Annotated in this window: 19 protein-coding genes and 7 tRNA genes; 19 read left to right on the top strand and 7 right to left on the bottom strand. The window is 64.5% G+C overall.

Translation table 11 applies throughout. The features are described 5' to 3' along the window. A partial coding sequence (locus LU671_RS28300) for a hypothetical protein (RefSeq protein ID WP_232857732.1) occupies positions 1 to 268 on the top strand: 268 nt, incomplete at its 5' end. Positions 269 to 942: 674 nt separating this feature from the next. Continuing rightward, the gene (locus LU671_RS28295; protein WP_232857731.1) at positions 943 to 1,356 is read left to right on the top strand and encodes a cupin domain-containing protein; all 414 of its coding nucleotides are present in this window, start codon (positions 943 to 945) and stop codon (positions 1,354 to 1,356) included. A gap of 13 nt (positions 1,357 to 1,369) precedes the next feature. On the opposite strand, the gene LU671_RS28290 is transcribed toward LU671_RS28295, so the two are convergent. The 3 genes from LU671_RS28290 to LU671_RS28280 all read right to left on the bottom strand — a co-directional run bounded on the left by LU671_RS28290 (position 1,370) and on the right by LU671_RS28280 (position 4,076). Beyond that, the gene (locus LU671_RS28290; RefSeq protein WP_232857730.1) at positions 1,370 to 2,614 is read right to left on the bottom strand and encodes a nucleoside deaminase; all 1,245 of its coding nucleotides are present in this window, start codon (positions 2,612 to 2,614) and stop codon (positions 1,370 to 1,372) included. A gap of 127 nt (positions 2,615 to 2,741) precedes the next feature. Beyond that, positions 2,742 to 2,817: transfer RNA gene (locus LU671_RS28285), tRNA-Asn, on the bottom strand. Between the two features lie 62 nt (positions 2,818 to 2,879). After that, on the bottom strand, positions 2,880 to 4,076 hold the full coding sequence (locus LU671_RS28280; protein WP_186716432.1) for an amino acid aminotransferase: 1,197 nt from the start codon (positions 4,074 to 4,076) through the stop codon (positions 2,880 to 2,882). 289 nt (positions 4,077 to 4,365) lie between these two features. Here LU671_RS28280 and uvrB point away from each other — a divergent pair, with 289 nt between their 5' ends. Continuing rightward, positions 4,366 to 6,381 carry an excinuclease ABC subunit UvrB gene (gene uvrB / locus LU671_RS28275; protein ID WP_232857729.1) on the top strand — a complete coding sequence of 672 codons (2,016 nt, stop codon included), beginning with the start codon at positions 4,366 to 4,368 and terminating at the stop codon, positions 6,379 to 6,381. 135 nt (positions 6,382 to 6,516) lie between these two features. Here uvrB and LU671_RS28270 read toward each other — a convergent pair whose 3' ends face one another. Both LU671_RS28270 and LU671_RS28265 read right to left on the bottom strand, forming a co-directional pair. Continuing rightward, positions 6,517 to 8,007, bottom strand: a complete 1,491-nt coding sequence (locus tag LU671_RS28270) for an MDR family MFS transporter (RefSeq protein ID WP_232857733.1) — start codon at positions 8,005 to 8,007, stop codon at positions 6,517 to 6,519. A gap of 49 nt (positions 8,008 to 8,056) precedes the next feature. Next, the gene (locus LU671_RS28265; protein WP_232857728.1) at positions 8,057 to 9,106 is read right to left on the bottom strand and encodes an HlyD family secretion protein; all 1,050 of its coding nucleotides are present in this window, start codon (positions 9,104 to 9,106) and stop codon (positions 8,057 to 8,059) included. A gap of 142 nt (positions 9,107 to 9,248) precedes the next feature. Here LU671_RS28265 and gltX point away from each other — a divergent pair, with 142 nt between their 5' ends. The 12 genes from gltX (at position 9,249) to LU671_RS28205 (ending at position 15,562) form a co-directional block, all read left to right on the top strand. Beyond that, complete coding sequence (gene gltX, locus LU671_RS28260) at positions 9,249 to 10,730, top strand: glutamate--tRNA ligase (protein ID WP_203647535.1); 1,482 nt, start codon at positions 9,249 to 9,251, stop codon at positions 10,728 to 10,730. Between the two features lie 324 nt (positions 10,731 to 11,054). Beyond that, a tRNA-Ala gene (locus tag LU671_RS28255) sits at positions 11,055 to 11,130 on the top strand. Between the two features lie 72 nt (positions 11,131 to 11,202). Continuing rightward, positions 11,203 to 11,278, top strand: a tRNA-Glu gene (locus LU671_RS28250). 53 nt (positions 11,279 to 11,331) lie between these two features. Beyond that, positions 11,332 to 11,407 (top strand) — tRNA-Ala (locus LU671_RS28245). A 42-nt stretch (positions 11,408 to 11,449) separates the two neighbouring features. After that, positions 11,450 to 11,525, top strand: a tRNA-Glu gene (locus LU671_RS28240). A gap of 53 nt (positions 11,526 to 11,578) precedes the next feature. Then, a tRNA-Ala gene (locus LU671_RS28235) sits at positions 11,579 to 11,654 on the top strand. Positions 11,655 to 11,696: 42 nt separating this feature from the next. Further along, positions 11,697 to 11,772: transfer RNA gene (locus LU671_RS28230), tRNA-Glu, on the top strand. A 171-nt stretch (positions 11,773 to 11,943) separates the two neighbouring features. Further along, on the top strand, positions 11,944 to 12,483 hold the full coding sequence (locus LU671_RS28225) for a TetR/AcrR family transcriptional regulator (protein ID WP_050704722.1): 540 nt from the start codon (positions 11,944 to 11,946) through the stop codon (positions 12,481 to 12,483). Between the two features lie 24 nt (positions 12,484 to 12,507). Continuing rightward, complete coding sequence (locus tag LU671_RS28220) at positions 12,508 to 13,341, top strand: alpha/beta fold hydrolase (protein ID WP_203647534.1); 834 nt, start codon at positions 12,508 to 12,510, stop codon at positions 13,339 to 13,341. 151 nt (positions 13,342 to 13,492) lie between these two features. Then, a complete protein-coding gene (locus tag LU671_RS28215; RefSeq protein ID WP_050704724.1) occupies positions 13,493 to 13,927 on the top strand; it encodes an acyl-CoA thioesterase in 435 nt (144 codons plus the stop codon). 52 nt (positions 13,928 to 13,979) lie between these two features. Further along, on the top strand, positions 13,980 to 14,951 hold the full coding sequence (locus tag LU671_RS28210) for a tRNA dihydrouridine synthase (RefSeq protein WP_203647533.1): 972 nt from the start codon (positions 13,980 to 13,982) through the stop codon (positions 14,949 to 14,951). Positions 14,952 to 15,118: 167 nt separating this feature from the next. Next, positions 15,119 to 15,562 carry an Hsp20 family protein gene (locus LU671_RS28205; RefSeq protein ID WP_198743665.1) on the top strand — a complete coding sequence of 148 codons (444 nt, stop codon included), beginning with the start codon at positions 15,119 to 15,121 and terminating at the stop codon, positions 15,560 to 15,562. 200 nt (positions 15,563 to 15,762) lie between these two features. On the opposite strand, the gene LU671_RS28200 is transcribed toward LU671_RS28205, so the two are convergent. Then, entirely contained in the window at positions 15,763 to 19,059 is a 3,297-nt protein-coding gene (locus LU671_RS28200) for a PAS domain S-box protein (protein ID WP_203647532.1), read from the bottom strand. A gap of 61 nt (positions 19,060 to 19,120) precedes the next feature. Beyond that, a complete protein-coding gene (locus LU671_RS28195; protein ID WP_028690430.1) occupies positions 19,121 to 19,999 on the bottom strand; it encodes a LysR family transcriptional regulator in 879 nt (292 codons plus the stop codon). A gap of 131 nt (positions 20,000 to 20,130) precedes the next feature. Here LU671_RS28195 and leuC point away from each other — a divergent pair, with 131 nt between their 5' ends. The 4 genes from leuC (at position 20,131) to asd (ending at position 24,566) form a co-directional block, all read left to right on the top strand. Next, the gene (leuC, locus tag LU671_RS28190) at positions 20,131 to 21,564 is read left to right on the top strand and encodes a 3-isopropylmalate dehydratase large subunit (RefSeq protein WP_232857727.1); all 1,434 of its coding nucleotides are present in this window, start codon (positions 20,131 to 20,133) and stop codon (positions 21,562 to 21,564) included. Further along, positions 21,561 to 22,202, top strand: coding sequence for a 3-isopropylmalate dehydratase small subunit (gene leuD, locus LU671_RS28185; protein ID WP_232857726.1), 642 nt, complete (start codon positions 21,561 to 21,563; stop codon positions 22,200 to 22,202). The genes leuC and leuD overlap by 4 nt, the downstream gene beginning before the upstream one ends. Positions 22,203 to 22,307: 105 nt before the next feature. Next, positions 22,308 to 23,390, top strand: coding sequence for a 3-isopropylmalate dehydrogenase (gene leuB, locus LU671_RS28180; RefSeq protein ID WP_232857725.1), 1,083 nt, complete (start codon positions 22,308 to 22,310; stop codon positions 23,388 to 23,390). Between the two features lie 63 nt (positions 23,391 to 23,453). Continuing rightward, complete coding sequence (asd, locus tag LU671_RS28175; protein ID WP_198743661.1) at positions 23,454 to 24,566, top strand: aspartate-semialdehyde dehydrogenase; 1,113 nt, start codon at positions 23,454 to 23,456, stop codon at positions 24,564 to 24,566. The last annotated feature ends 248 nt before the right edge of the window (positions 24,567 to 24,814 follow it).

Below are 24,814 nucleotides of genomic sequence, written 5' to 3'. Positions count from 1 at the left end.
TCTTGATCTTGATCTTGATCTTGATCTTGATCTTGATCTTGATCTTGATCTTGATCTTGATCTTGATCTTGATCTTGCTTCTAAGCGCGCGATAGTTCAGGCACCGCCAATTGCGACTTCAGGAGGCCGAGCGGAGTTCTTGCGGAGGGAGGTGACGGCCATGGATGGCCGTCAAGCGCTGCGCCCCAGGATGGGGCGTTCAGCGCGGTCCTCCCGGGAGCAAGAACGGAGCGAGGGGACCCCGGAGCGAAGCGTAGGGGCCGGATGAATGGAGCGAGGATTTTTTGCTTACTTTTTGATCCTTCAAAAAGTGAGCCGCCGTAAGGGCGGAAAGGTGACTATACGTCGCCATCGCAAATGAATGCGCATATAACTTTCAAAACACATGACTCTAAAAGTCAAAGTCAAAGTCGGTCTGTGCTAGTTTTAATAGTTGTAAGTGCATTCATTTGCGATGTCGACGCATAGTCACCTTTTCGCCCTTACGGCGAGTTCCTTTTTGAAGGATCAAAAAGGAACCAAAAAATCCTCGCTCCATTCATCCGGCCCTCCGCTACGCTCCGGGTCCCCTCACTCCGGCCTTGCTCCCGGGAGGACCGCGCTGCAGGGCCCATCCTGGGCCCCAGCGCTTGACGGGCATCCATGCCCGTCACCTCCCTCCGCAAGGCCTGCGTTCGGCCTCCTGAAGTCGCGAAGGTACGGGCGGCGCCTGGGCTGACGCAGCTGTCGCTAGTTGGGTTTGGCGCTAGACTTTTGATCGGCAACGGCAACGGCAACGGCAACGGCAACGGCAACGGCAACGGCAACGGCAACGGCAACGGCAACGGCAACGGCCAAAACGATAAACCGGCAATCGGCCTCCCGTTTTTTCCGCGAATTGGCCGTTTGCCCCTCACCACCCTGGGCTTAACCTGCAGGCAGATACCCCTCAGGAGAAACCCGATGCGATCCATCCGTCTACCTATTGCCCTGTTGACATTAGGCCTGCTCGCCCCGTTGTCACCTACCTGGGCCCACGGCGAGAAGCCCGACCAGGTCAAGATTCTCCAGGAACAACTCCCCACCAACGCCCCCGGCAAGAAAGCCGTGATGCTCACGGTCAGCTATGGCCCCGGCCAGGCATCGCCCGCCCATCAGCATCCGGGAGCGGTCATGGCCTATGTACTGGAAGGGGCGGTGACCTCCAAGCTCAACGACGAACCGGAGAAAACCTACAAGGCCGGCGAGTTCTGGTACGAGGCGCCGGGCACCGTGCACAGCGTGTCGCGCAATGCCAGCAAGACCCAGTCGGCCAAACTGCTGGTCTGGAGCCTGGTGGACGAGGGGCGGCCAGTGACCGAACCCCTGTCCCAATGATTAACCGAGGGGGTTACAGCGCGCCCTTCGCAGCCTGGATCAAGGCGTCGTCCAGCACCTGGCTGGGGGCGACCTGAACGCTCTGGGTGTAGAAGGGCGGCAGCTTCTGCGCCAGCTGCGCCACGGCCTGCGGCGTCACACCTGGGTGCAGCAGCACATATTGCAGGTTGGACGGGAACGACTGCGGCACAGGCCCCTCCATGGTCGAGCCATACGCACCGAAGGTCATCACTGCTTCACTGGTGCGCGGATCAGGGATGTACAGGAAGACGAACGTGCCGTACTTGGGATGGGTGAGGTACTGCTGCGCCTCAGCGCGGACCTGCGGGTCGTTGCTGTTCATCAACTGCCAGCGCATCAGGGCATAGCGGCGTGTGGTTTCCATGAACGCCGTGCGGATGGGCGACTGTTTTTCCTGGCCGCCAAGGCAGGCCAGCAGGTTGCCGAACGGATCCAGCAAGGCCACGGCATTCATCGTGTCGGCATGGCGAGCGGTTTCCGTCAATGGCTTGGCCAAGGCCGCGCCCGGCATGCGCGGGTCGTCGAACTTGACCGTCAATGCCCATGGGCTGAGTTCGGTCAATGCCTTGCGCACCGCGCTGTTGGCCGGCAGCGATGCCGGGTTCTTCAGTTTGTCAGGCGCCAGGCCACTATTGTTGCTCGCATCGCGTACCGTGTTGACGCTGGCGTCGAAGATCGAGCCGGTCAGGCTGAATACTCGCGAGTCGATGGTTTCCTTCGCGAAGACGGGGCCTGTCGAGCCCTGGTACTGCCGATCGATAGGCTTGTCTACCGCGTAGTAGCCCCAGGTTTGCTGGGCTTTCTGGCGCACTTCCGGCGGCAGGGTCGGGAAGTCGAACTGACTGTTGTAGTTGACCCCGGCATAGGTGTCGATGGCGCTGACCGCCACATTGAAACCGGCGGTCAGCAGCGAGCCTGCGCACATCGCGCAGGGGTCCAGGGTAGTGACCACGGTGAGCGCGCCGGGCGGCGGCAGGTTCAGGGCCTGGCGATTGTCGTAGTACCACTGCACCAACTGGCGTTCGCCGTGGGCTGTAGGATCATGAGGCAGGAACGGGGGTTGCGCGGTGCTGTCGGGGTAGGGCATCAGCACATTGTTGTGCATGGCCTTCAATACCTTGCCGGTGGCATTTTCGATGATGCAGCCGCCTACCGCGAACGTCTTCTGCAGTGCGGCGAGGATGGATTGATCGGCGACCACTTCCACGGCTTGCTGGGCATTGCGAACGGTGTCCATGTTGACTCCCTGTCGTTGCTGCGCGAGGTGCGCAGGCAGACGATAGTCCAGGGCAGTCGGAAAACAAGCGGCGGATCCTGAAAAGAAAAAACCTCCAGTGCTTGCGCATCTGGAGGTTTTCAGTGTTTGGCTCCGCGACCTGGACTCGAACCAGGGACCCAATGATTAACAGTCATTTGCTCTACCGACTGAGCTATCGCGGAATCTGCGCGTATCTTACTGACTGCTTGGGGGAAGTCAAGCTTCCCCCAAGACAATCAAGCAGTTACAGCACTTCGACGATGGCCTTGGTGACCACGTGAATGTTGCTCTGGTTCAGTGCGGCGACTGCGATGCGGCCGGTGTCCAGGGCGTAGATGCCGAACTCGTTCTTCAGGCGCGCCACTTGCTCAACGGTCAGGCCCGAGTAGGAGAACATGCCGCACTGGCGACCGACGAAGCTGAAGTCGCGCTTGGCGCCGTATTCGGCCAGCAGCTCGACCATCTGCTTGCGCATGCCGTGGATGCGCTCGCGCATCTCGGCCAGCTCGGTTTCCCACATCTGGCGCAGCTCGGGGCTGTTGAGCACGGCGGCGACGATGCTGGCACCGTGGGTCGGCGGGTTGGAGTAGGTGGTACGGATTACCCGCTTGACCTGCGACAGCACGCGGGTGCTCTCGTCCTTCGAGGCGGTGACGATCGACAGCGCGCCGACGCGCTCGCCGTACAGCGAGAACGACTTGGAGAACGAGCTGGAAACGAAGAACTCAAGGCCCGATTCGGCGAACAGGCGCACGGCGAAGGCGTCTTCGTCGATGCCGGCACCGAAGCCCTGGTAGGCCATGTCGAGGAACGGGATGTGGCCCTTGGCCTTGACCACTTCCAGGACGTTTTTCCAGTCGTCCAGCGACAGGTCGACGCCGGTCGGGTTGTGGCAGCAGGCGTGCAGGACGATGACCGAGCCGGCCGGCAGCTTGTTCAGGTCTTCGAGCATGCCGGCGCGGTTGACGTCTTGGCTGGCGGCGTCGTAGTAACGGTAGGTCTGTACCGGGAAACCGGCGCTCTCGAACAGGGCACGGTGGTTTTCCCAGCTCGGGTCGCTGATGGCCACCACGGCGCCCGGCTGCAGGCGCTTGAGGAAGTCGGCGCCGATCTTCAGCGCGCCGGTGCCGCCCACGGCCTGCACGGTGACCACGCGGCCGGCGGCCAGCAGTGGCGACTCGGCGCCGAAGATCAGCTTCTGCACGGCCTGGTCGTACTGGGCGATGCCGTCGATCGGCAGGTAGCCGCGCGAAGCGTGCTGGGCGGCACGGGCGGTCTCGGCTTCGATTACCGCGCGCAGCAGCGGGATGCGGCCTTCCTCATTGCAGTAGACGCCCACGCCCAGGTTCACCTTGTCGGTGCGTGGGTCGGCGTTGAATGCTTCGTTGAGGCCCAGGATAGGGTCGCGGGGTGCCAGCTCGACAGCGGAAAACAGGCTCATTGTTACCTTGGCTCTGATAGGAGAGTGATAGGGGTCGCCACGCTCCAGCCGAAGGCACTGAAGCGGTGCACAAACGGGGAGTCAGTATAGTGATACCGACCGGTCACTGCGACAGTCTGGCGCAGCTTTTCCGGCTGTTTGCGCAAATATTTTTCGACCATTGGTCGAATTGCCCGGTCCATAGACATGAACGTTCACAGGTCGGGCTTGAATCCCGCGCCCGGGGCGCGCATTTGGGTATAGACTACTGGCTAAATTTACAGTTGCCGCGACATCCACGAGGTCCGTCATGTCCGAGTTCCAGCTCGTCACCCGATTCCAGCCGGCCGGCGACCAGCCCGAGGCCATCCGCCAGATGGTCGAGGGCATCGACGCGGGCCTGTCGCACCAGACCCTGCTCGGGGTGACCGGCTCGGGCAAGACCTTCAGCATCGCCAACGTCATCCAGCAGGTGCAGCGCCCGACCATGGTGCTGGCGCCGAACAAGACCCTGGCAGCCCAGTTGTACGGCGAGTTCAAGGCGTTCTTCCCGAACAACGCGGTGGAGTACTTCGTCTCCTACTACGACTACTACCAGCCCGAGGCCTACGTACCGTCGTCGGACACCTTCATCGAGAAGGACGCGTCGATCAACGATCACATCGAGCAGATGCGCCTGTCGGCGACCAAGGCGCTGCTGGAGCGGCGCGACGCGATCATCGTCACCACCGTGTCGTGCATCTACGGCCTGGGCAGCCCCGAGACGTACCTGAAGATGGTCCTGCACGTCGACCGCGGCGACAAGCTCGACCAGCGCGCCCTGCTGCGGCGCCTGGCCGACCTGCAGTACACCCGCAACGAGATGGACTTCGCCCGCGCCACCTTCCGCGTGCGCGGCGACGTGATCGATATCTTCCCGGCCGAATCGGACCTCGAGGCCATTCGTATCGAGCTGTTCGACGACGAGGTGGAGAACATCGCTGCCTTCGATCCGCTGACCGGCGAGGTGATTCGCAAGTTGCCGCGTTTCACTTTCTACCCCAAGAGCCACTACGTGACCCCGCGGGAGACCCTGCTCGACGCGGTGGAGGGCATCAAGGACGAGCTCAAGGATCGACTGGAGTACCTGAACACACACAACAAGCTGGTCGAGGCCCAGCGCCTGGAGCAGCGCACCCGGTTCGACCTGGAGATGATCCTCGAGCTGGGCTACTGCAACGGCATCGAGAACTACTCGCGCTACCTTTCCGGGCGCCCGGCCGGTGCGCCGCCGCCCACGCTCTACGACTACCTGCCGGATGACGCGCTGCTGGTGATCGACGAGTCCCACGTCAGCGTTCCGCAGGTCGGTGCCATGTACAAGGGTGACCGTTCGCGCAAGGAAACCCTGGTGGAGTACGGCTTCCGCCTGCCGTCGGCACTGGATAACCGGCCGATGCGCTTCGACGAATGGGAGGCGGTCAGCCCACAGACCATCTTCGTCTCCGCCACCCCCGGTACCTACGAGGCCGAGCACGCCGGGCGGGTGGTGGAGCAGGTGGTGCGGCCGACCGGTCTGGTCGATCCGCAGGTCGAGGTGCGCCCGGCACTGACCCAGGTGGACGACCTGCTTTCGGAGATCGGCAAGCGCGTGGCTATGGGCGAGCGGGTGCTGGCCACCACGCTGACCAAGCGCATGGCCGAGGACCTCACCGACTACCTGGCCGACCACGATGTGCGGGTGCGCTACCTGCACTCGGACATCGACACCGTCGAGCGGGTCGAGATCATCCGCGACCTGCGCCTGGGCACCTTCGACGTGCTGGTGGGGATCAACTTGCTGCGCGAGGGCCTGGACATGCCCGAGGTGTCGCTGGTGGCGATCCTCGATGCCGACAAGGAGGGTTTCCTGCGTTCCGAGCGCTCGCTGATCCAGACCATCGGTCGCGCCGCGCGCAACCTCAATGGCAAGGCGATTCTCTACGCCGACAACATCACCGGCTCCATGCAGCGGGCCATCGACGAGACCGAGCGGCGTCGGGCCAAGCAGGTGGCGTTCAACGAAGCCAATGGCATCGTGCCCAAGGGCGTGGTCAAGGACATCACCGACATCATGGAAGGCGCCACGGTGCCGGGAGCGCGGAGCAAGAAGCGCAAGGGCATGGCCAAGGCGGCGGAGGAGGCCGAGCGCTACGAGGCCGAGCTGCAGACCCCGGCGCAGATCACCAAGCGCATCAAGCAGCTAGAAGAGAAGATGTTCCAGTTCGCCCGCGACCTGGAGTTCGAGGCCGCCGCGCAGTTGCGCGACGAGATCGGCAAGCTGCGCGAGCGGCTGATCGCCAGTTGAGCGGCGTCTATCAGTGCCGGCCCCTTCGCGGGTAAACCCGCTCCCACAGGATTCGCGTAGACGCTGAACCTGTGGGAGCGGGTTTACCCGCGAAGAGGCCGGCAGCCGCACGACAGATTTTGCTTGTGGGCTGTGTCAGTGAGCCTCGCCCGCCTTCAACCCCTGCGGCAACGTGCGTGTCAGCAACACCGCCAACATGCTCACCGCCAGCCCGATCCCGACAAAATGGAAGGCATCGTTGTAGGCCATGATCAAGGCCTGCTGGTGGGTAATCTCGGACAGCTTGCCCAGCGCCGCGCTATCGCTGCCTAGCCGCTCGGCCAGCTGCGCCAGGCGCTCCGCCACCTGTGGGTTGCTCGGCACCACCGCCTCGCGCAGGTAGTCGAAGTATTCCTTGGTCCGCGCATCCAGCAGCGTCGCCAGCAAGGCAATGCCGATGGCGCCGCCCAGGTTGCGCAGGATGTTGAACAGGCTAGACGCTGAGCCCGCGTCCTGGGGCTGGATATAGGCCGTGGCGATCAGCGAGATGGTCACCATGATCATCGGCTGGCCAAGGGCGCGGATCACCTGGATCTGGTTGAACTGCGGGCCGGCGAAGTCCGGGTTGAGCACTCCGGAGCCGAAGCTGGCCGCGCCGAACAGGCAAAAGCCCAGGGCGCACAGCACCTTGGGCGGGATCACCTTCATCAACTGCGGCACCAGCGGGATCAGGAACAGCTGCGGCACGCCCATCCACATGATCACCTCGCCGATCTGCAGGGCGTTGTAGCCCTGGATCTGCGCCAGGTACAGCGGCAGCAGGTAGATCGACCCGTACAGGCCGACGCCCATGCCCAGGCTGGCAATGCTCGACAAACCGAAGTTGCGGTTGCCGAGAATGCGCAGGTTGATCAGCGGGTGCGGACGGGAGAACTGCAGGATCACGAACAGGATCAGGCTGAGCAGGGCGACGCTGCCCAGGCTGACGATCAGGTTCGACTCCAGCCAGTCCTTGCGATGCCCCTCCTCGAGAAACACCTGCAGGCAGCCCAGGCCCAGGCCGAGGGTGACGATGCCAGCGTAGTCGGTGCTCTTGAGCAGTTCCCAGTGCGCTTCCTTCTTCTCCAGCCCGTAGAGCAGGCCGGCGATCATCACCAGCCCCGGCGGGATGTTGATGTAGAAGATGTATTCCCAGCCCCAGTTCTCGGTCAGCCAGCCGCCCAGGGTCGGGCCGATGGAGGGGGCGAAGGTGGCGGTCATGGCGAACATGGCCATGCCTTTGGCGCGGTGGTGTTCGGGCAGCTTGATCAACGTCAGGGTGAACGCCAGCGGGATCAGCGCGCCACCGGTGAAACCCTGCAGGGCGCGGAACACGATCATGCTCTCGAGGTTCCAGGCCATCGAGCACAGCAGCGACGACACCAGGAAGCCCAGCGACACCCACACCGCCAGGCGCCGGGCCGAGAGTAGCTGCACCAGCCAGGCGGTCAGCGGGATCATGATGATCTCGGCCACCAGGTAGGAGGTGGAGATCCACGAGCCTTCCTCCAGGGTCGCCGACAGCGCGCCCTGGATGTCCTTGAGCGAAGAGTTGGTGATCTGGATGTCCAGCACCGCCATGAAGGCGCCGAGCATCACGCTCATCACCGCGATCCAGTCGCGCCGGGTCGGCTCCGCGGTGGGGCGCAGCAGCGCGTCACCGGCCATCCGCATCCCCATCGCGCAGGTCGACCGTGGCTGTGACCGACATGCCCGGGCGGATGCGCCCATGCAGCGGGTTGTCGGCGGCGAAGGTCAGCTTGACCGGAATGCGCTGCACCACCTTGGTGAAGTTGCCGGTGGCGTTGTCCGGCGGCAACAGGCTGAACTGCGCGCCGGAAGCGGCGAACAGGCTGTTCACGCGGCCCTCGATCGGGGTGTCGGGGTAGCTGTCGAACAGCAGTTCGGCACGCTGGCCGGGGTGCATGCGGCCGATCTGGGTCTCCTTGAAGTTGGCCTGCACCCAGATGTCCTCGTCGGGGACGATCGACAGCAGGTAGGCGCCGGCCTGCACCACCTGGCCGTTGCGGGCGTTGCGCTGGCCAATGGTGCCGCTGATCGGCGCGTGGATCGCGCAGCGGGTCAGGTTCAGCTCGGCCTGGGCCAGGTCGGCGCGGGCGTTGGCGATCTGCGCGTCGAGGCGCTTGAGTTCGGCGTTCAGGGCGTCGACCTGCTGGCGCTGGCCCTTGAGGTCGGCCTGGGCCTTGTCCACCTGGGAGCGGGCGACATGGCTTTCCGCCGACAGGGTGGTGACCCGCTCTTCGGAGACGAAGCCGGGCTTGCGCAGGGCCTGGGCGCGGTTGAGGTCCAGCTGCGAGCGGTCGAGGGTGGCCTGGCTGGCGGCGACCTGGGCCTGGCCGGCCGCGATCAGGCTGCCTTGCTGGGTCAGGCGGCTGCGCGCCTGGGCCAGTTCCGCCTCGCGGGTGGCCAGGGCCGCGCGGGCGCGCTCGACGGCCAGCTCGAAGTCGGCGGCTTCCAGGCGCACCAGCAGGTCGCCCTTGCTCACATGCTGGTTGTCCTCGACCCGCACCTCGTCGATGCGCGCGCCCAGTTGGCTGGAGATGCGGGTGATCTCGCCTTGCACATAGGCGTTGTCGGTGCTCTCGTAGAAGCGCCCCTTGAAGTACCAGTGGGCCAGGAAGGCAAGGCCGACCAGCAGTACCAAGGTGATGAAGACCAGCAGGCGACGTTTGAGTGGAGTGGGCATGGGAGGCTGTCATTGCGAAAATGTAAGCAAATTTAACAGCGCCCGGCAGGGCGCTCACAAGTGGCGATCGCGCCATTGCTGGAGCCCGGTGCCCGCTCCCTGCTAACATTCCGCCTTTGTTTCTCTTTGTCCGAGACTCTCCATGACCACCGTTCGCACGCGCATCGCGCCATCGCCCACCGGCGACCCCCATGTCGGCACCGCCTACATCGCCCTGTTCAACTACTGCTTCGCCAAGCAGCATGGCGGTGAGTTCATCCTGCGGATCGAAGACACCGACCAGTTGCGCTCCACCCGCGAGTCCGAGCAGCAGATCTTCGACGCCCTGCGCTGGCTCGGCATCGAATGGAACGAAGGCCCGGACGTCGGCGGCCCGCACGGCCCGTACCGGCAGAGCGAGCGTGGCGAGATCTATGCCAAATACGCCAAGCAGCTGGTCGATGCCGGCCACGCCTTCTACTGCTTCTGCACCGCCGAAGAGCTGGAGCAGATGCGTGCCGAGCAGATGGCCCGCGGCGAAACCCCGCGCTACGACGGCCGCGCCCTGCTGCTGAGCGACGAGGAAGTGCAGCGCCGCCTGGCCGCTGGCGAGCCGCACGTGATCCGCATGAAGGTGCCGAGCGAAGGCGTCTGCGTGGTGCCGGACATGCTCCGTGGCGACGTCGAGATCCCGTGGGACCGCATGGACATGCAGGTGCTGATGAAGAACGACGGCCTGCCGACGTACTTCCTGGCCAACGTGGTCGACGACCACCTGATGGGCATCACCCACGTGCTGCGCGGCGAAGAGTGGCTGCCGTCGGCGCCCAAGCTGATCAAGCTGTACGAGTACTTCGGCTGGGAACAGCCCAAGCTGTGCTACATGCCGCTTTTGCGCAACCCCGACAAGAGCAAGCTGTCCAAGCGCAAGAACCCGACCTCGGTGACCTTCTACGAGCGCATGGGCTTCATGCCCGAAGCCATGCTCAACTACCTGGGCCGCATGGGCTGGTCGATGCCGGACGAGCGCGAGAAGTTCTCGCTGGACGAGATGGTCGAGCACTTCGACCTGTCGCGCATCTCCCTGGGCGGTCCGATCTTCGACATCGAGAAGCTGTCGTGGCTGAACGGCCAGTGGCTGCGTGAGCTGCCGGTGGAAGAGTTCGCCGCGCGCGTGCAGAAGTGGGCGTTCAACAGCGACTACATGATGAAGATCGCCCCGCACGTGCAGGGCCGGGTCGAGACCTTCAGCCAGGTCGCCCCGCTGGGTGGCTTCTTCTTCGAAGGCGCGCTCAAGCTTGACGCCAAGCTGTTCGAGAGCAAGAAGCTGTCGGCCGACCAGGTGCGCCAGGTGATGCAGCTGATCCTGTGGAAGCTGGAAAGCCTGCGTCAGTGGGAAAAGGACCGCATCACCGGCTGCATCCAGGCCGTGGTCGAGTCGCTGGAGTTCAAACTGCGCGATGCCATGCCACTGATGTTCGCCGCCATCACCGGCCAGGCCAGCTCGGTGTCGGTGCTCGACGCCATGGAAATCCTCGGCCCCGACCTGACCCGCTACCGCCTGCGCCAGGCCATCGACCTGCTCGGTGGCGTGTCGAAGAAGGAAAACAAGGAGTGGGAGAAGCTGCTGGCGAATATCGCCTGACAGCGGCTATCGTGCCCCCTGTAGGAGCGGCCTTGTGCCGCGAAAGGGCCGCAAAGCGGCCCCGGCGATTCTGCGTCAATGCACAGATTGTGGGACCGCGTTGCGGTCCTTTCGCGGCACAAGGCCGCTCCTACAAGGGAGCGGCGCTCTGATTCAGCAGGGCAGGGCGGTAAGTGATTGTTATCTGTGAAAAAAATTTTGAATATTTTCAAAAATTCGTTTGACAGCCCTGCAATCCGATCTTAATATGCGCCCCGTCCACAGCGATGAACGAAAACGAAACGCCAGGCACCCAGCCAGCGCTTCGGTTCAGAGCGACATTGTGGGGCTATAGCTCAGCTGGGAGAGCGCCTGCATGGCATGCAGGAGGTCAGCGGTTCGATCCCGCTTAGCTCCACCAAATTCCGCTTGATGGCCAAGGCCGTCAGGCAAGACCGGTTCCAGCAAACGGGTCTTGAAGGTAAGAAGGTTCGTCCCCTTCGTCTAGTGGCCTAGGACACCGCCCTTTCACGGCGGTAACAGGGGTTCGAGTCCCCTAGGGGACGCCAGTTTCACACAAGCGATATTTCACCATGTCGCTGGGCCGCGAGGCTAGAAATCCGGGGCTATAGCTCAGCTGGGAGAGCGCCTGCATGGCATGCAGGAGGTCAGCGGTTCGATCCCGCTTAGCTCCACCAATTTTGCCGCGATTCGCGAAAGCGGGTCGGCACGAAGGTTACGTCCCCTTCGTCTAGTGGCCTAGGACACCGCCCTTTCACGGCGGTAACAGGGGTTCGAGTCCCCTAGGGGACGCCAGTTTCACACAAGCGATATTTCACCATGTCGCTGGGCCGCGAGGCTAGAAATCCGGGGCTATAGCTCAGCTGGGAGAGCGCCTGCATGGCATGCAGGAGGTCAGCGGTTCGATCCCGCTTAGCTCCACCAATTCGCCACGATTCGCAGCAGCGAGTCGGCACGAAGGTTTAAGTCCCCTTCGTCTAGTGGCCTAGGACACCGCCCTTTCACGGCGGTAACAGGGGTTCGAGTCCCCTAGGGGACGCCAATTTTTTACCTGCGTTTTGCAGGACTTATAAGGCTCATTCGATTATTGAATGGGCCTTTTGTTTTTTCTGCCTCCCGAAAAGTGTCGCTGCGCCGATCAATGGCCGCAGATTCCGCTTGCCAGAAAATATTATGAGCATAATATGATGGTCATAATGTTTTGAGGTGAGCCATGAGCGACAAGAAGAGCAAGACCCGCGAACGCATCCTCGATGCCGCCCGTAGCGCGTTGGTGCAGCAGGGGCCGGCCGAGCCGAGCGTCAGCCAGGTCATGGGCGCCGCGGGGCTGACAGTCGGCGGCTTCTATGCCCACTTCGACAGCAAGGACGAGCTCATGCTCGAGGCGTTCAGCCAGTTGCTCGGCGAGCGCCGCGCCTTGCTCGCTCAGGTCGATCCCGCCCTTGACGGCGCCGGGCGTCGGGCCCTGGTCGCGGCCTTCTACCTGTCGCGCAAGCACCGTGATTCCGAGGTGCAGGCGTGCCCGATTCCCAATGCGCTGAGCGAGATGCAACGCCTGCCGGAGGCGTTTCGCAACGTGCTGGCCGAACACATCGAGCTGATGACCGCACAGATGGTCGATCGCCCCGAAGACATCGACAAGGCGCTCGCCGATTTCGCCCTGATGGTGGGTGGCCTGGCCGTGGCCCGTGCCCTGGGCGATGGCGAGCTGTCCGACCGTATCCTGCGCGCCGCCAAGTCGGCGGTGATCTGAGCAACCTGACCCTGGAGCAAGGCGATGACTACCCTGAGCTGGATTCGTGGCGTCAATGGCACCCTCGGCCACCTGGTCCCCGAACATGTCGCCGGCAAGATGCGTCGTGCCTTCATGACGCCGCGCACCTTGCCACCCAAAGCCTGGGAACTGCCGCTGCTGGCCCGCGCCGAGCGCATTACCCTGCGCTTCGGGCTGTCGGCGCTGCGCTGGGGGCAGGGGCCGACGGTGTTGCTGATGCATGGCTGGGAAGGGCGCCCGACTCAGTTCGCGGCGTTGATCGAGCGGCTGGTCGACAGCGGCCATACCGTGGTTTCGCTGGAAGGGCCGGCCCATGGGCGCTCGCCCGGCGAGCAGGCGCATGTGGTGGCGTTCGCCCGCGCCTTGCTGGAGGCCGCCGCCGAGCTGCCGCCGCTGCGGGCGGTGATTGGCCACTCCATGGGCGGCGCCAGCCTGTTGCTGGCCCTGCAATGGGGGCTGCGCACCGATGCGGCGGTCAGCATCGCCGCGCCGGCCCGCCTGCTTGGCGTGCTGCGCGGTTTTGCCCGGCGCTTGGGTCTGCCGGCCCGGGCTCGGGCCGCGTTCATCCGTCAGGTGGAGCGGGATGTTGGCGTCCAGGTGGCGCGCCTGGATGTCAGTGGCTATCAGCTGGATGTGCCGGGCCTGGTGGTGCACGCCGAGGACGATCCGGTGGTGCCGGCCGGCGAGGCCCCGGTGATTCACCAGGCCTGGTTCGACAGCCGCCTGCTGCTGCTGGAGGAGGGCGGTCATCAGCGGGTGCTGGCCGACCCGCGCCTGGGCGAGGCGGTGATGGAGCTGCTGGCGCGTTCTACCCAGCACGCGCGGCAAAGCGCCTGAGCATCCGTTACACTGTGCCCGTTTGATCGGTGTGCAAAACGCTACGGGAGCAGGCATTGCGTTGCCTGGCACCAGCTTCGCTGGTGTTCGCGGGTAAACCCGCTCCCACAGGGTTGGGCATTTCAATGGGCAGTTTCCCAATGGAGCGGGCATGAGCTGGGATCTGGCAGCACCATTCATCATCGACCTACGCGTCGGCAGCGAGGACATCGACGGCCTCGGCCACGCCAATAACGCCGTCTATGTCACCTGGCTGGAGCGCTGTGCCTGGCGCCATTCCCAGCGCCTGGGGCTGGACCTGGCCGAGTATCGCCGGCTGGACCGGGCGATGGCCGTGGTCCGCCATGAAATCGACTACCTTGCCGCCGCCTATGAGGACGACGAGCTGCAGTTGGGCACCTGGATCGTCGACTGGGACCAGCGCCTGCGCATGACCCGACGCTTCCAGCTCAAGCGCCCGAGTGACGGCGTGACCCTGCTGCGGGCACAGACCACCTTCGCCTGCATCGAGCTGTCCAGCGGCAAGCCAAAGCGCATGCCGGCGGAATTCCTCGACGGCTACGGTCCGGCGCTGACCGGCCGCTGAAACGGGGCGGTTTTTTGCTAGACTGCCGCCTTTTGCGTGGCGAGACCCTGAAATGCAAATTGCCCTGGCCCCGATGGAGGGGCTGGTCGACAACATCCTGCGCGACGTCCTGACCCGGGTGGGCGGTATCGATTGGTGCGTCACCGAGTTCATCCGCGTCTGCGACCGTCTGCTGCCGGCGTCGTCGTTCGACAAGCTGGCGCCGGAGCTGCGCCAGGGCGCGCGCACCGCCGCCGGCGTGCCGATGCGCGTGCAACTGCTCGGCTCGGATCCGGTGTGCCTGGCTGAAAACGCGGCCCTGGCCTGCGAGCTGGGCGCGCCGGTCATCGACCTGAACTTCGGCTGCCCGGCCAAGACCGTCAACAAGTCCCGGGGCGGGGCGGTGCTGCTCAAGGAGCCCGAGCTGCTGCATGCCATCGTCCGCGAGGTACGTCGCGCGGTGCCGGCGCATATCCCGGTGACCTCGAAGATGCGCCTGGGCTACGACAGCCCCGACGGCGCGCTGGACTGCGCCAGGGCGCTCGCCGAAGGCGGCTCGGCGCACCTGGTGGTGCATGCGCGGACCAAGGTCGAGGGCTACAAGCCTCCGGCCCATTGGGAGTGGGTGGCACGGGTGCAGGATGTGGTCGCGGTGCCGGTGTTCGCCAATGGCGAGATCTGGACGGTCGACGACTGGCGGCGTTGCCGCGAGGTCAGTGGCGCCAGGGACATCATGCTGGGCCGTGGGCTGGTGTCGCGTCCGGACCTGGCCTTGCAGATCGCCGCGGCCCGCGATGGCGTCGAATACCAGCCGATGAGCTGGGACGAGTTGCTGCCGCTGCTGCGCGAGTTCTGGCGCCAGGCCCAGGACAAGCTGTCGCCGCGCTACGCGCCGGGGCGGATGAAGCAGTGGCTGGCGATGCTGACCCGTGGCTATCCCGAGGCGGTGGCGTTGTTCGCCGAGTTGCGTCGGGAGGATGACTGCCAGCGGATCAGTGGGTTGCTGGGGGTGGAGCTGCAGGCCGTCGAGGTTTGTGTCGCCTGAGCTGGCGCTATCGCGGGGCAAGCCCGCTCCCACGAAGCCATGCCCAGTCGTAAAATTTTTCAGGCCAGCCCTTGAAAGGCGTTTGCCCGGACATATCTCTTGAGTACGCGATGCCGAAGTCGGGTCGCGTAGTGACTTTACTTGCTGAATCTCAGGAGTTAATGACCATGACTACCGCTTTCTCTCTCGCACCGCTTTTCCGCAACTCCGTTGGTTTCGACCGTTTCAACGACCTGTTCGAAGCCGCCGCCCGTAACGAGGCCGGTAGCAGCTACCCGCCCTACAACGTGGAAAAGCATGGCGATGACCACTATCGCATCGTGGTTGCCGCAGCCGGCTTCCAGGAGCAGGACCTCGACCTGCAGGTCGAAAAAGGTGTCCTGACTGTGACCGGCGGCAAGCGCGACAACGCCAGCGAAGGTGTCACCTTCCTGCACCAGGGCATTGCCCAGCGCGCTTTCAAGCTGTCGTTCCGCCTGGCCGACCATATCGAGGTCAAGGGCGCGGGCTTGGCCAACGGCCTGCTCAGCATCGAGCTGCTGCGCATCGTGCCGGAAGAAGCCAAGGCCAAGCGCATCCCGATCAACGGCGAAAAGCCGGTGCTGAACTGAGTTCGGCGGGATAAAAAAAGGGCACCTTCGGGTGCCCTTTCTGCTTTATGCGGACCCTGTAGGAGCGGCCTTGTGCCGCGAAAGGGGCGCGTAGCGGCCCCAGGGTTTCAGCGTTAAAGCAGTAATCGCCGGGGCTGCTGAGCAGCCCTTTCGCGGCACAAGGCCGCTCCTACAGGGGATCGCGTAAGCTCCTAACTTAATCAGTAATCCGCCGGCGCCTCCAGCAGCATCTGGCGGAACTCCGGCAACGGCAGCGGCCGGCTGTGCAGGTAGCCCTGGTACAGGTGGCAACCCAGCCGCTCGAGAAACTCCAACTGCTCGCTCAGCTCCACGCCCTCGGCAATCACCGCCAGTTCCAGGCTGCGGGCCATGGCGACGATGGCGCGGACGATCTCGGCGTCGTTGGGGTCGACCGGCGCGTCGCGCACGAAGGTCTGGTCGATCTTCAGCGCATCCACCGGCAGGCGCTTGAGGTAGGTGAGCGAGGAATACCCGGTGCCGAAGTCGTCCATGGCGAAGCTCACGCCGTAGCCCTTGAGCTCGCGCATCTTGCTGATGGTGTCCTCCAGGTTCTGGATGACGATGCCTTCGGTGATCTCCAGCGTCAGCATGCGCCGTGGCAGGCGGTAGTCGTCGAGGCTGCGCAGCACCCGCTCGACGAAGTCGTTCTGGCGGAACTGCCGCGGGCTGATGTTGACGCACAGGCTGAAGTCGTCGGCGTCGATCAGGCCGTCCGCGAGCATGCGTGCGCAGGCATCGCAGGCCTCGTCGAGGATCCAGCTGCCGACTTCGAGGATCAGGCCGCTTTCCTCCAGCACCTGGATGAACTGCGCCGGCGGTTGCTGGCCCAGTTGCGGGTGGTGCCAGCGCAGCAGCACTTCGGCGCCGACGATGCGGTTGTCGCGGGCATCGACCTGGGGCTGGAAGTGCAGTGCCAGTTCGCCCCGGGCCAGGGCCAGGCGCAGGTCGCTCTCCATGCGCAGGCGCTCGCTGGCGGCCTTCTGCATGGTGGTGTGGAACAGCTGGGTGGTGTTGCGGCCGGAGTCCTTGGCCCGGTACAGGGCGATGTCGGCGCGCTTGAGCAGGTCGGCGGGGGTGGCGCCATGGTCGGGAATCAGCGCCACGCCGATGCTCGGCGTCACCTGCAGGCGCTGGCCGTCCAGCGACATCGGCTCGGCCAGCAGCTCGCGCAGGGTGTCGGCCAGCTCGCGGACCCGGGTCTCGACCACCTCGCGGCTGCCCTCCAGGCCGCTGAGCAGCACCACGAACTCGTCGCCGCCCAGGCGCGCCACGGTGTCCTCCAGGCGCACGCTGGCCTCGAGGCGGGCGGTGATGATCTTCAGCACCGTGTCGCCCACCGGATGGCCGAGGGAGTCGTTGATGTGCTTGAAGTGGTCGAGGTCGAGGAACAGCAGCGCACCGCGCAGGTTATGGCGCTTGAGCAGGGCGATCTGCTGGCTCAGGCGGTCCATCAGCAGGGCGCGGTTGGGCAGGTTGGTCAGCGGGTCGTGGTAGGCCAGGTGGCGGATCTGCGCCTGGGCGTTCTTCAGCAGGCTGACGTCGCGGGCATTGATCAGCAGGCAGTCTGTCTCGTTGAGGCTGATCGGCTCGACCGAGACTTCCACGGTGAGGATGTCGCCGCGCTTGTTGCGCCCAAGCATCTCGCGGTGATGCACCCGGCCGCGCTCGCGCAGCTCGTTGAGCAGGGCGGCGCGCTGCTTTTCATCGGCCCAGATGCCGATCTCGTAGACCGTGCGCCCCACCACTTCCTCGGGGCTGTAGCCGGTCAGCCGGCTGAAACCGTCGTTGACCTCCACGTAGCGCCCGCTCTGGCGCTCGGTGATGGTGATGGCGTCGGGGCTGGAGTGGAAGGCCTTGGCGAATTTCTCTTCGCTGGCCTTGAGCGCCGCCTCGGCGCGTTGCTGCTGGGTGATGTCGCGCAGGGTGGTGACGCTGCAGGGCTGGCTGTCGACGCTGATCAGGCGGCTGGAGATCACGCAGGTCAGCGGCGTGCCGTTGCGGTGGTTGACCACCACCGCCACGTTGCTCAGGGCCTGGTCGCGGATCACCCGCTCGATGCGCTGGGCGCGTTCGGCGGATTCGGCCCACAGGCCGATCTCCTCGGCGGTCTGGCCGAGGATCTGCTCCGGGTTCCAGCCGAAGGTCTGGCTGAAGGCCGGGTTGATCTCGATGAACTGGCCGGTGTCCTGGCGGGTCACGCAGATCGGGTCGGGGCTGACCTGGAACAGGCTGGCGAATTTTTCTTCCGAGGCGGTCAGGCGTTGTTCGCGCTCGACCTGGTCGGTGATGTCGAGCAGGGTGCCGGCCATGCGCAGCGGGTTGCCCTGGTCGTCGCGGTACAGCCGGGCGCGGCTTTCGATATAGCGCGAGGCGCCGTTGTCCAGCTGCACGCGGTAGGTGATCTGGTAGTTGCCCGCCGGCCCCTCGCGCAGGCTGCGGTAGGCCTGGCGCATGACGCTGCGCTCGTGCTCGGGCACGCCTTCGAAGAACGCCTCGAATGACTCGTGGAACGGCACCGGGTCCAGCCCGTGTAGCTGGGCGGCGCGGGCCGAGCCGTAGAGCATGCCGCTGGGAATATGCCAGTCCCAGGTGCCGAGCTGGGCCGAGTCCAGGGCCAGGTCGAGGCGCTCCTGGCTGTCCTTTAGCGCCTGTTCGGCACGTTTGCGCTCGGTGGTGTCGACGAAGGTGCTGATCAGGTAGGTGACGCCTTCGAGTTCGATGCCCTGGGTGCAGAGGATGCCGTCGTGGATCTTGCCGCTGGTGGCGCGGAACTGCACCTCCAGGGTGAACGGCCCGCTGCCGGCGCGGGTGGCGTCCATCACCAGGTGGCGCTGCTCGGGATTGACCCACAGGCCCAGCTCCAGGCTGGTCTTGCCGACCACCTGGGCGCCCGGCCAGCCGAACATGTGCTCGAAATGCTGGTTGACCTCGATGATCAGGCCGTCGTGGCGGCGGGTCAGGAGGATGGCGTTGGGGCTGAGGTGGAACAGGGTGGCGAAGCGCTTTTCCGAGTTGATCAGCGCGGTTTCCCGCTCGCGCTGGCGGGTGATCTCGCGAATGACCCCGATCATCTGTGGCCGGCCATGGGGATCGTGGGTCAGGCTGCCGTTGATCTCCAGCCAGTGCACGCTGCCATCGGGCCAGCGGATGCGGTGGCGCATGGCCTGTTCCACCGGCTCGCCGTTGACCACGGCCTGGAACGCCTGGCGGGTGCGGGCGCGGTCTTCCTCGGGCAGCAGGTCCAGGTAGTCGACGTCGTTGGGTAGCGGGCGCTGCGGATCGAAGCCGAACAGTGCCTGGGTGCCCCGTGACCAGCTCACCCGGCCACTCTCGATGTCCCACAGCCAGGCGCCCAGGCGCGCGCCGTTGAGCGCGGCCAGCAGCTGGGGAGCGTTCTGCCAGGCCAGCTCCGACTCCTGGGGATCAGCCGCAGGGATGCGTGGCAGGCGCGGAAAGCGGTTTGCTGATTTGGGCATCGGTACCAGACCTTTGGCGGAAAACGCGTCCTTGTGGATGTCATGCCGTGCTGACGAGCGGTCAGGCGGACCCTGCATGGCTGTCGAGCAGGGCCATGAAAGCCCTGGCCGCGTTCGACAGCGTGCGTTCGGTATGCAGTATGTAGCCTAGCTGGCGTGACAGCTGTATGCCGGGCAGGGCGATGGGCGCCACTTGTTCATCGAGCATAGTACGTGGCAGCACACTCCACGCCAGGCCGATCGACACCATCATCTTGATGGTTTCCAGGTAGTTGGTGCTCATGGCGATGTTCGGCACCAGGCCCTGGCTTTCGAACAGGCGCTGGACGATATGGTGGGTGAAGGTGTTGCCGCCGGGGAACACCGCCGGATGGCGCGCCACGTCGGCCAGGCTGACCGCGCCGTTGCTGGCCAGCGGGTGCTCGGGCGAGGCGACGAAGTCCAGGGCGTCGTCCCATACCGGCACGGCCCGCACCAAATGGTGCGGCTCGGGCGCCAGGGTGATCACGGCAATTTCGGCGCGGCCGTGCAGCACCTCGTCGTAGGCCGCCTCCGAGTCGAGGAACTGGATATCCAGGGCCACCGCCGGGTACTGGCGGGTAAAGGCACGCAGCAGCGGCGGCAGGCGGTGCAGGCCGATGTGATGGCTTGTAGCCAGGGTCAGGCGACCGCTCACCGCCCCGGTGAGGTTGGTCAGGGCGCGGCGGGTATCATCGAGTACGTTGAGGATCTGATAAGCGCGGGGCAGCAGGGCGCGGCCGGCCTCGGTGAGGGTGACCTCGCGGCCCAGGCGGTCGAACAGGCGCACGTCCAGCTGCTGCTCGAGGCCGGCGATGCGCTTGCTGATGGCCGGCTGGGTCAGGTGCAGGCGTTCGCCCGCCCCGGAAAAACTGCCGGTTTCGGCGATGGCGATGAAGGCGCTGAGGTTGGCCAGGTCCATCTATTTGAATTCCTGATGGTTATGCAAAGCATGAAAATTATGAATTTGAGTTATTCAATCTATCGCCATAGCATCGTCCGTACAAGCCAAGGGGTCTTTGGCATAGAAAGACGCTGATGAGGAACAGTCTGATGGCTGGCAAAACGCTCTACGACAAACTCTGGGAAGCTCATGAGGTCAAGCGCCGCGATGACGGCTCGTCCTTGATCTACATCGACCGCCACATCATCCACGAAGTGACTTCGCCCCAGGCTTTCGAAGGCCTGCGCCTGGCCAGCCGCAAACCGTGGCGCATCGACGCCAACATCGCCACCCCCGACCACAACGTACCGACCACGCCGGAGCGCAAGGGCGGCATCGAGGCCATCGTCGACCAGGTGTCGCGCCTTCAGGTGCAGACCCTCGATGAGAACTGTGACGAATATGGCATCGTCGAATTCAAGATGAATGACGAGCGTCAGGGTATCGTCCATGTCATCAGCCCGGAGCAGGGCGCGACCTTGCCGGGCATGACCGTGGTCTGCGGCGACTCGCACACCTCCACCCACGGCGCGTTCGGCGCCCTGGCCCATGGCATCGGCACCTCCGAGGTCGAGCACGTGCTCGCCACCCAGTGCCTGGTGGCCAAGAAAATGAAGAACATGCTGGTGCGCGTCGAGGGTCAATTGCCCGCTGGCGTCACCGCCAAGGACATCGTCCTCGCCGTGATCGGCAAGATCGGCACCGCCGGCGGCAACGGCCATGCCATGGAGTTCGCCGGCAGCGCCATCCGCGAGCTGTCGATGGAAGGCCGCATGACCATCTGCAACATGTCCATCGAAGCCGGTGCCCGCGTAGGCCTGGTGGCTGTCGACGGCACCACCGTCGCCTATGTCGAAGGCCGCCCGTACGCGCCGAAGGGCGAGCAGTGGACGCAGGCCGTCGAGGCCTGGAAAGGCCTGGTGTCCGATACCGACGCTGTGTTCGACACCGTGGTCGAACTCGACGCCGCGCAAATCAAGCCGCAGGTCAGCTGGGGCACTTCGCCGGAGATGGTCCTGGCCGTCGACCAGCGCGTGCCGGACCCGGCCGCCGAGCCCGACCTGATCAAGCGCGGCTCGATCGAGCGCGCCCTCAAGTACATGGGCCTGGCCGCCAACCAGGCGATCACCGAGATCAAGCTCGACCGTGTGTTCATCGGTTCGTGCACCAACTCGCGCATCGAAGACCTGCGCGCCGCCGCCGAGATCGCCAAGGGCCGCAAGGTCGCCGCCAACGTCAAGCAGGCGCTGGTGGTGCCGGGCTCGGGCCTGGTCAAGGCCCAGGCCGAGCGAGAAGGGCTGGACAAGATCTTCCTCGAGGCCGGCTTCGAATGGCGTGAACCAGGCTGCTCGATGTGCCTGGCGATGAACCCGGACCGCCTGGAGAGCGGCGAGCACTGCGCGTCCACCTCCAACCGCAACTTCGAAGGCCGCCAGGGCGCCGGTGGTCGTACCCACCTGGTCAGCCCGGCCATGGCCGCCGCCGCCGCGGTGACCGGCCACTTCATCGATGTCCGCGAGTTGATCCAAGGGAGCGCAGCATGAAAGCCTTTACCCAGCACACCGGTCTTGTCGCGCCATTGGATCGTGCCAACGTCGACACCGATCAGATCATCCCCAAGCAGTTCCTCAAGTCGATCAAGCGCACCGGCTTCGGCCCCAACCTGTTCGACGAGTGGCGTTACCTGGACGTCGGCCAGCCTTACCAGGACAACAGCAAGCGCCCGTTGAACCAGGATTTCGTGCTCAACCATGCGCGTTACCAGGGTGCCAGCGTGTTGCTGGCGCGGGAGAACTTCGGTTGCGGCTCGAGCCGCGAGCATGCCCCATGGGCGCTCGACGAGTATGGTTTTCGCAGCGTGATCGCGCCGAGTTTCGCCGACATCTTCTTCAACAACAGCTTCAAGAACGGCCTGTTGCCGATCATTCTTGACGCTGCCGAGGTCGACGAGCTGTTCAAACAGGTCGAGGCCAACCCGGGTTACCAGTTGACCATCGACCTCGAGGCCCAGGCCGTGACCCGTCCGGACGGCAAGGTACTGAAGTTCGAGATCGACGCGTTTCGCAAGCACTGCCTGCTCAACGGCCTGGACGATATTGGCCTGACCCTGCAGGACAGCGACGCGATCAAGGCGTTCGAGGGCAAGCACCGCGCCAGCCAGCCCTGGTTGTTCCGCGATTGATCGACGGCCTCATTGGGAGCAGGCTTGCCCCGCTATGAGGCCCGTTGGACACTGAGTTTATCGGCGCGCCGACAGGGCGCGCCGCTTGATTGGATAGAGGAACGCATGAGCAAGCAGATTCTGATTCTCCCAGGTGACGGCATCGGTCCGGAAATCATGGCCGAGGCGGTCAAGGTGCTGGAACTGGCCAACGACAAGTTCCAGCTCGGCTTCAGCCTCACCCATGACGTGATCGGTGGCGCGGCCATCGACAAGCACGGCGTGCCCCTGGCCGACGAGACCCTGGCGCGCGCGCGCGAGGCCGACGCCGTGCTGCTGGGCGCCGTGGGCGGCCCGAAGTGGGACAAGATCGAGCGTGACATCCGTCCGGAGCGCGGTCTGCTGAAGATCCGCTCGCAACTGGGCCTGTTCGCCAACCTGCGCCCGGCCATCCTCTATCCGCAACTGGCCGATGCCTCGTCGCTCAAGCCCGAGATCGTTTCCGGCCTGGACATCCTCATCGTCCGCGAGCTGACCGGCGGCATCTACTTCGGCGCGCCACGCGGCCAGCGCGAGCTCGAAGGCGGCGAGCGCCAGGCCTATGACACCCTGCCGTACAGCGAGAGCGAAGTGCGCCGTATCGCCCGTGTCGGCTTCGACATGGCCCGCGTGCGCGGCAAGAAGCTGTGCTCGGTGGACAAGGCCAACGTCCTGGCCTCCAGCCAGCTGTGGCGCGAAGTGGTCGAAGAGGTGGCCAAGGACTACCCGGACGTCGAGCTGAGCCACATGTACGTGGACAACGCCGCCATGCAGCTGGTGCGCGCGCCCAAGCAGTTCGACGTGGTGGTGACCGACAACATGTTCGGCGACATCCTGTCGGATGAGGCTTCCATGCTCACCGGTTCCATCGGCATGCTGCCGTCGGCGTCGCTGGATGCCGACAACAAGGGCATGTACGAGCCGTGCCACGGTTCGGCGCCGGACATTGCAGGGCAGGGCATCGCCAACCCGCTGGCGACCATTCTCTCGGTGTCGATGATGCTGCGCTACAGCTTCAACCAGACGGCCGCCGCCGAGGCGATCGAGCAGGCGGTGAGCCGGGTGCTGGACCAGGGCCTGCGCACCGGCGACATCTTCTCCGAGGGCTGTAGCAAGGTGGGTACGCAGGAAATGGGCGACGCAGTAGTCGCAGCGCTGCGGAATCTGTAATCTCTCTGGCCCGCCACCAAAAACTCCCGGTGGCGGCCCACTTTTAGCAAAGGTGTAGTTGCGATGAAACGTGTAGGTCTGATCGGTTGGCGTGGAATGGTCGGTTCCGTGCTCATGCAGCGGATGCTCGAAGAGCAGGACTTCGACCTGATCGAGCCGGTGTTCTTCACCACCTCCAACGTCGGTGGCCAAGGCCCTGCCGTGGGCAAGGACACTGGCCCGCTCAAGGACGCCTACAGCATCGACGAGCTCAAGACCCTCGACGTGATCCTGACCTGCCAGGGCGGCGACTACACCAACGAAGTCTTCCCCAAGCTGCGCGAAGCGGGCTGGCAGGGCTACTGGATCGACGCGGCCTCGTCCCTGCGCATGCAGGACGACGCGGTGATCATCCTCGACCCGGTCAACCGCAAGGTCATCGACCAGCAGCTGGACGCGGGCACCAAGAACTACATCGGCGGCAACTGCACCGTCAGCCTGATGCTGATGGGCCTGGGCGGCCTGTTCGAAGCCGGCCTGGTCGAGTGGATGAGCGCCATGACCTACCAGGCGGCCTCGGGCGCCGGCGCGCAGAACATGCGTGAGCTGATCAAGCAGATGGGCGGTATCCACGCGGCGGTCGCCGACGACCTGGCCAACCCGGCCAGCGCCATCCTCGACATCGATCGCAAGGTGGCCGAGGCCATGCGTGGCGAGGGCTTCCCGACCGACAACTTCGGCGTGCCGCTGGCTGGCAGCCTGATCCCGTGGATCGACAAGGAGCTGCCGAACGGGCAGAGCCGCGAAGAGTGGAAGGCCCAGGCCGAGACCAACAAGATCCTTGGGCGCTTCAAGAGCCCGATTCCGGTCGATGGCATCTGCGTGCGGATCGGCGCCATGCGTTGCCACAGCCAGGCGCTGACCATCAAGCTGAACAAGGATGTGCCTTTGGCGGATATCGAAGGCATGATCAGCCAGCACAATCCCTGGGTGAAGCTGGTGCCGAACCAGCGTGAGATCAGCATGCAGGAGCTGAGTCCTACCCAGGTGACCGGGACCCTGAACGTGCCGGTCGGGCGTTTGCGCAAGCTGAACATGGGGTCGCAGTATCTTGGGGCCTTTACCGTTGGCGACCAGCTGCTGTGGGGGGCTGCGGAGCCGCTGCGGCGGATGTTGCGGATTCTGCTGGAGCGGTGATCTGGGTGGTTTGAGTTTGGATTTTGAAGAGCCCGTGTTGCGAGAGTGATGCGGGTTTTTTTATTGGTGTTAGATTCGTTGTTCGTTGTTCGTTGTTCGTTGTTCGTTGTTCGTTGTTCGTTGTTTGTTTTGATGTTTTTATTTGCATTCATTTGCGATGTCGACGCATAGTCACCTTTCCGCCCTTACGGCGGGTTACTTTGGTCGTGGCCAAAGTAACCAAAGCCGTGGCGCTCCATTCATCCGGC

The sequence above is a fragment of the Pseudomonas sp. NMI760_13 genome, from assembly GCF_021283245.1.
GTDB classification, from domain to species: Bacteria; Pseudomonadota; Gammaproteobacteria; order Pseudomonadales; family Pseudomonadaceae; genus Aquipseudomonas; species Aquipseudomonas peradeniyensis.
This window is presented reverse-complemented; position numbering and strand designations above follow the sequence as displayed.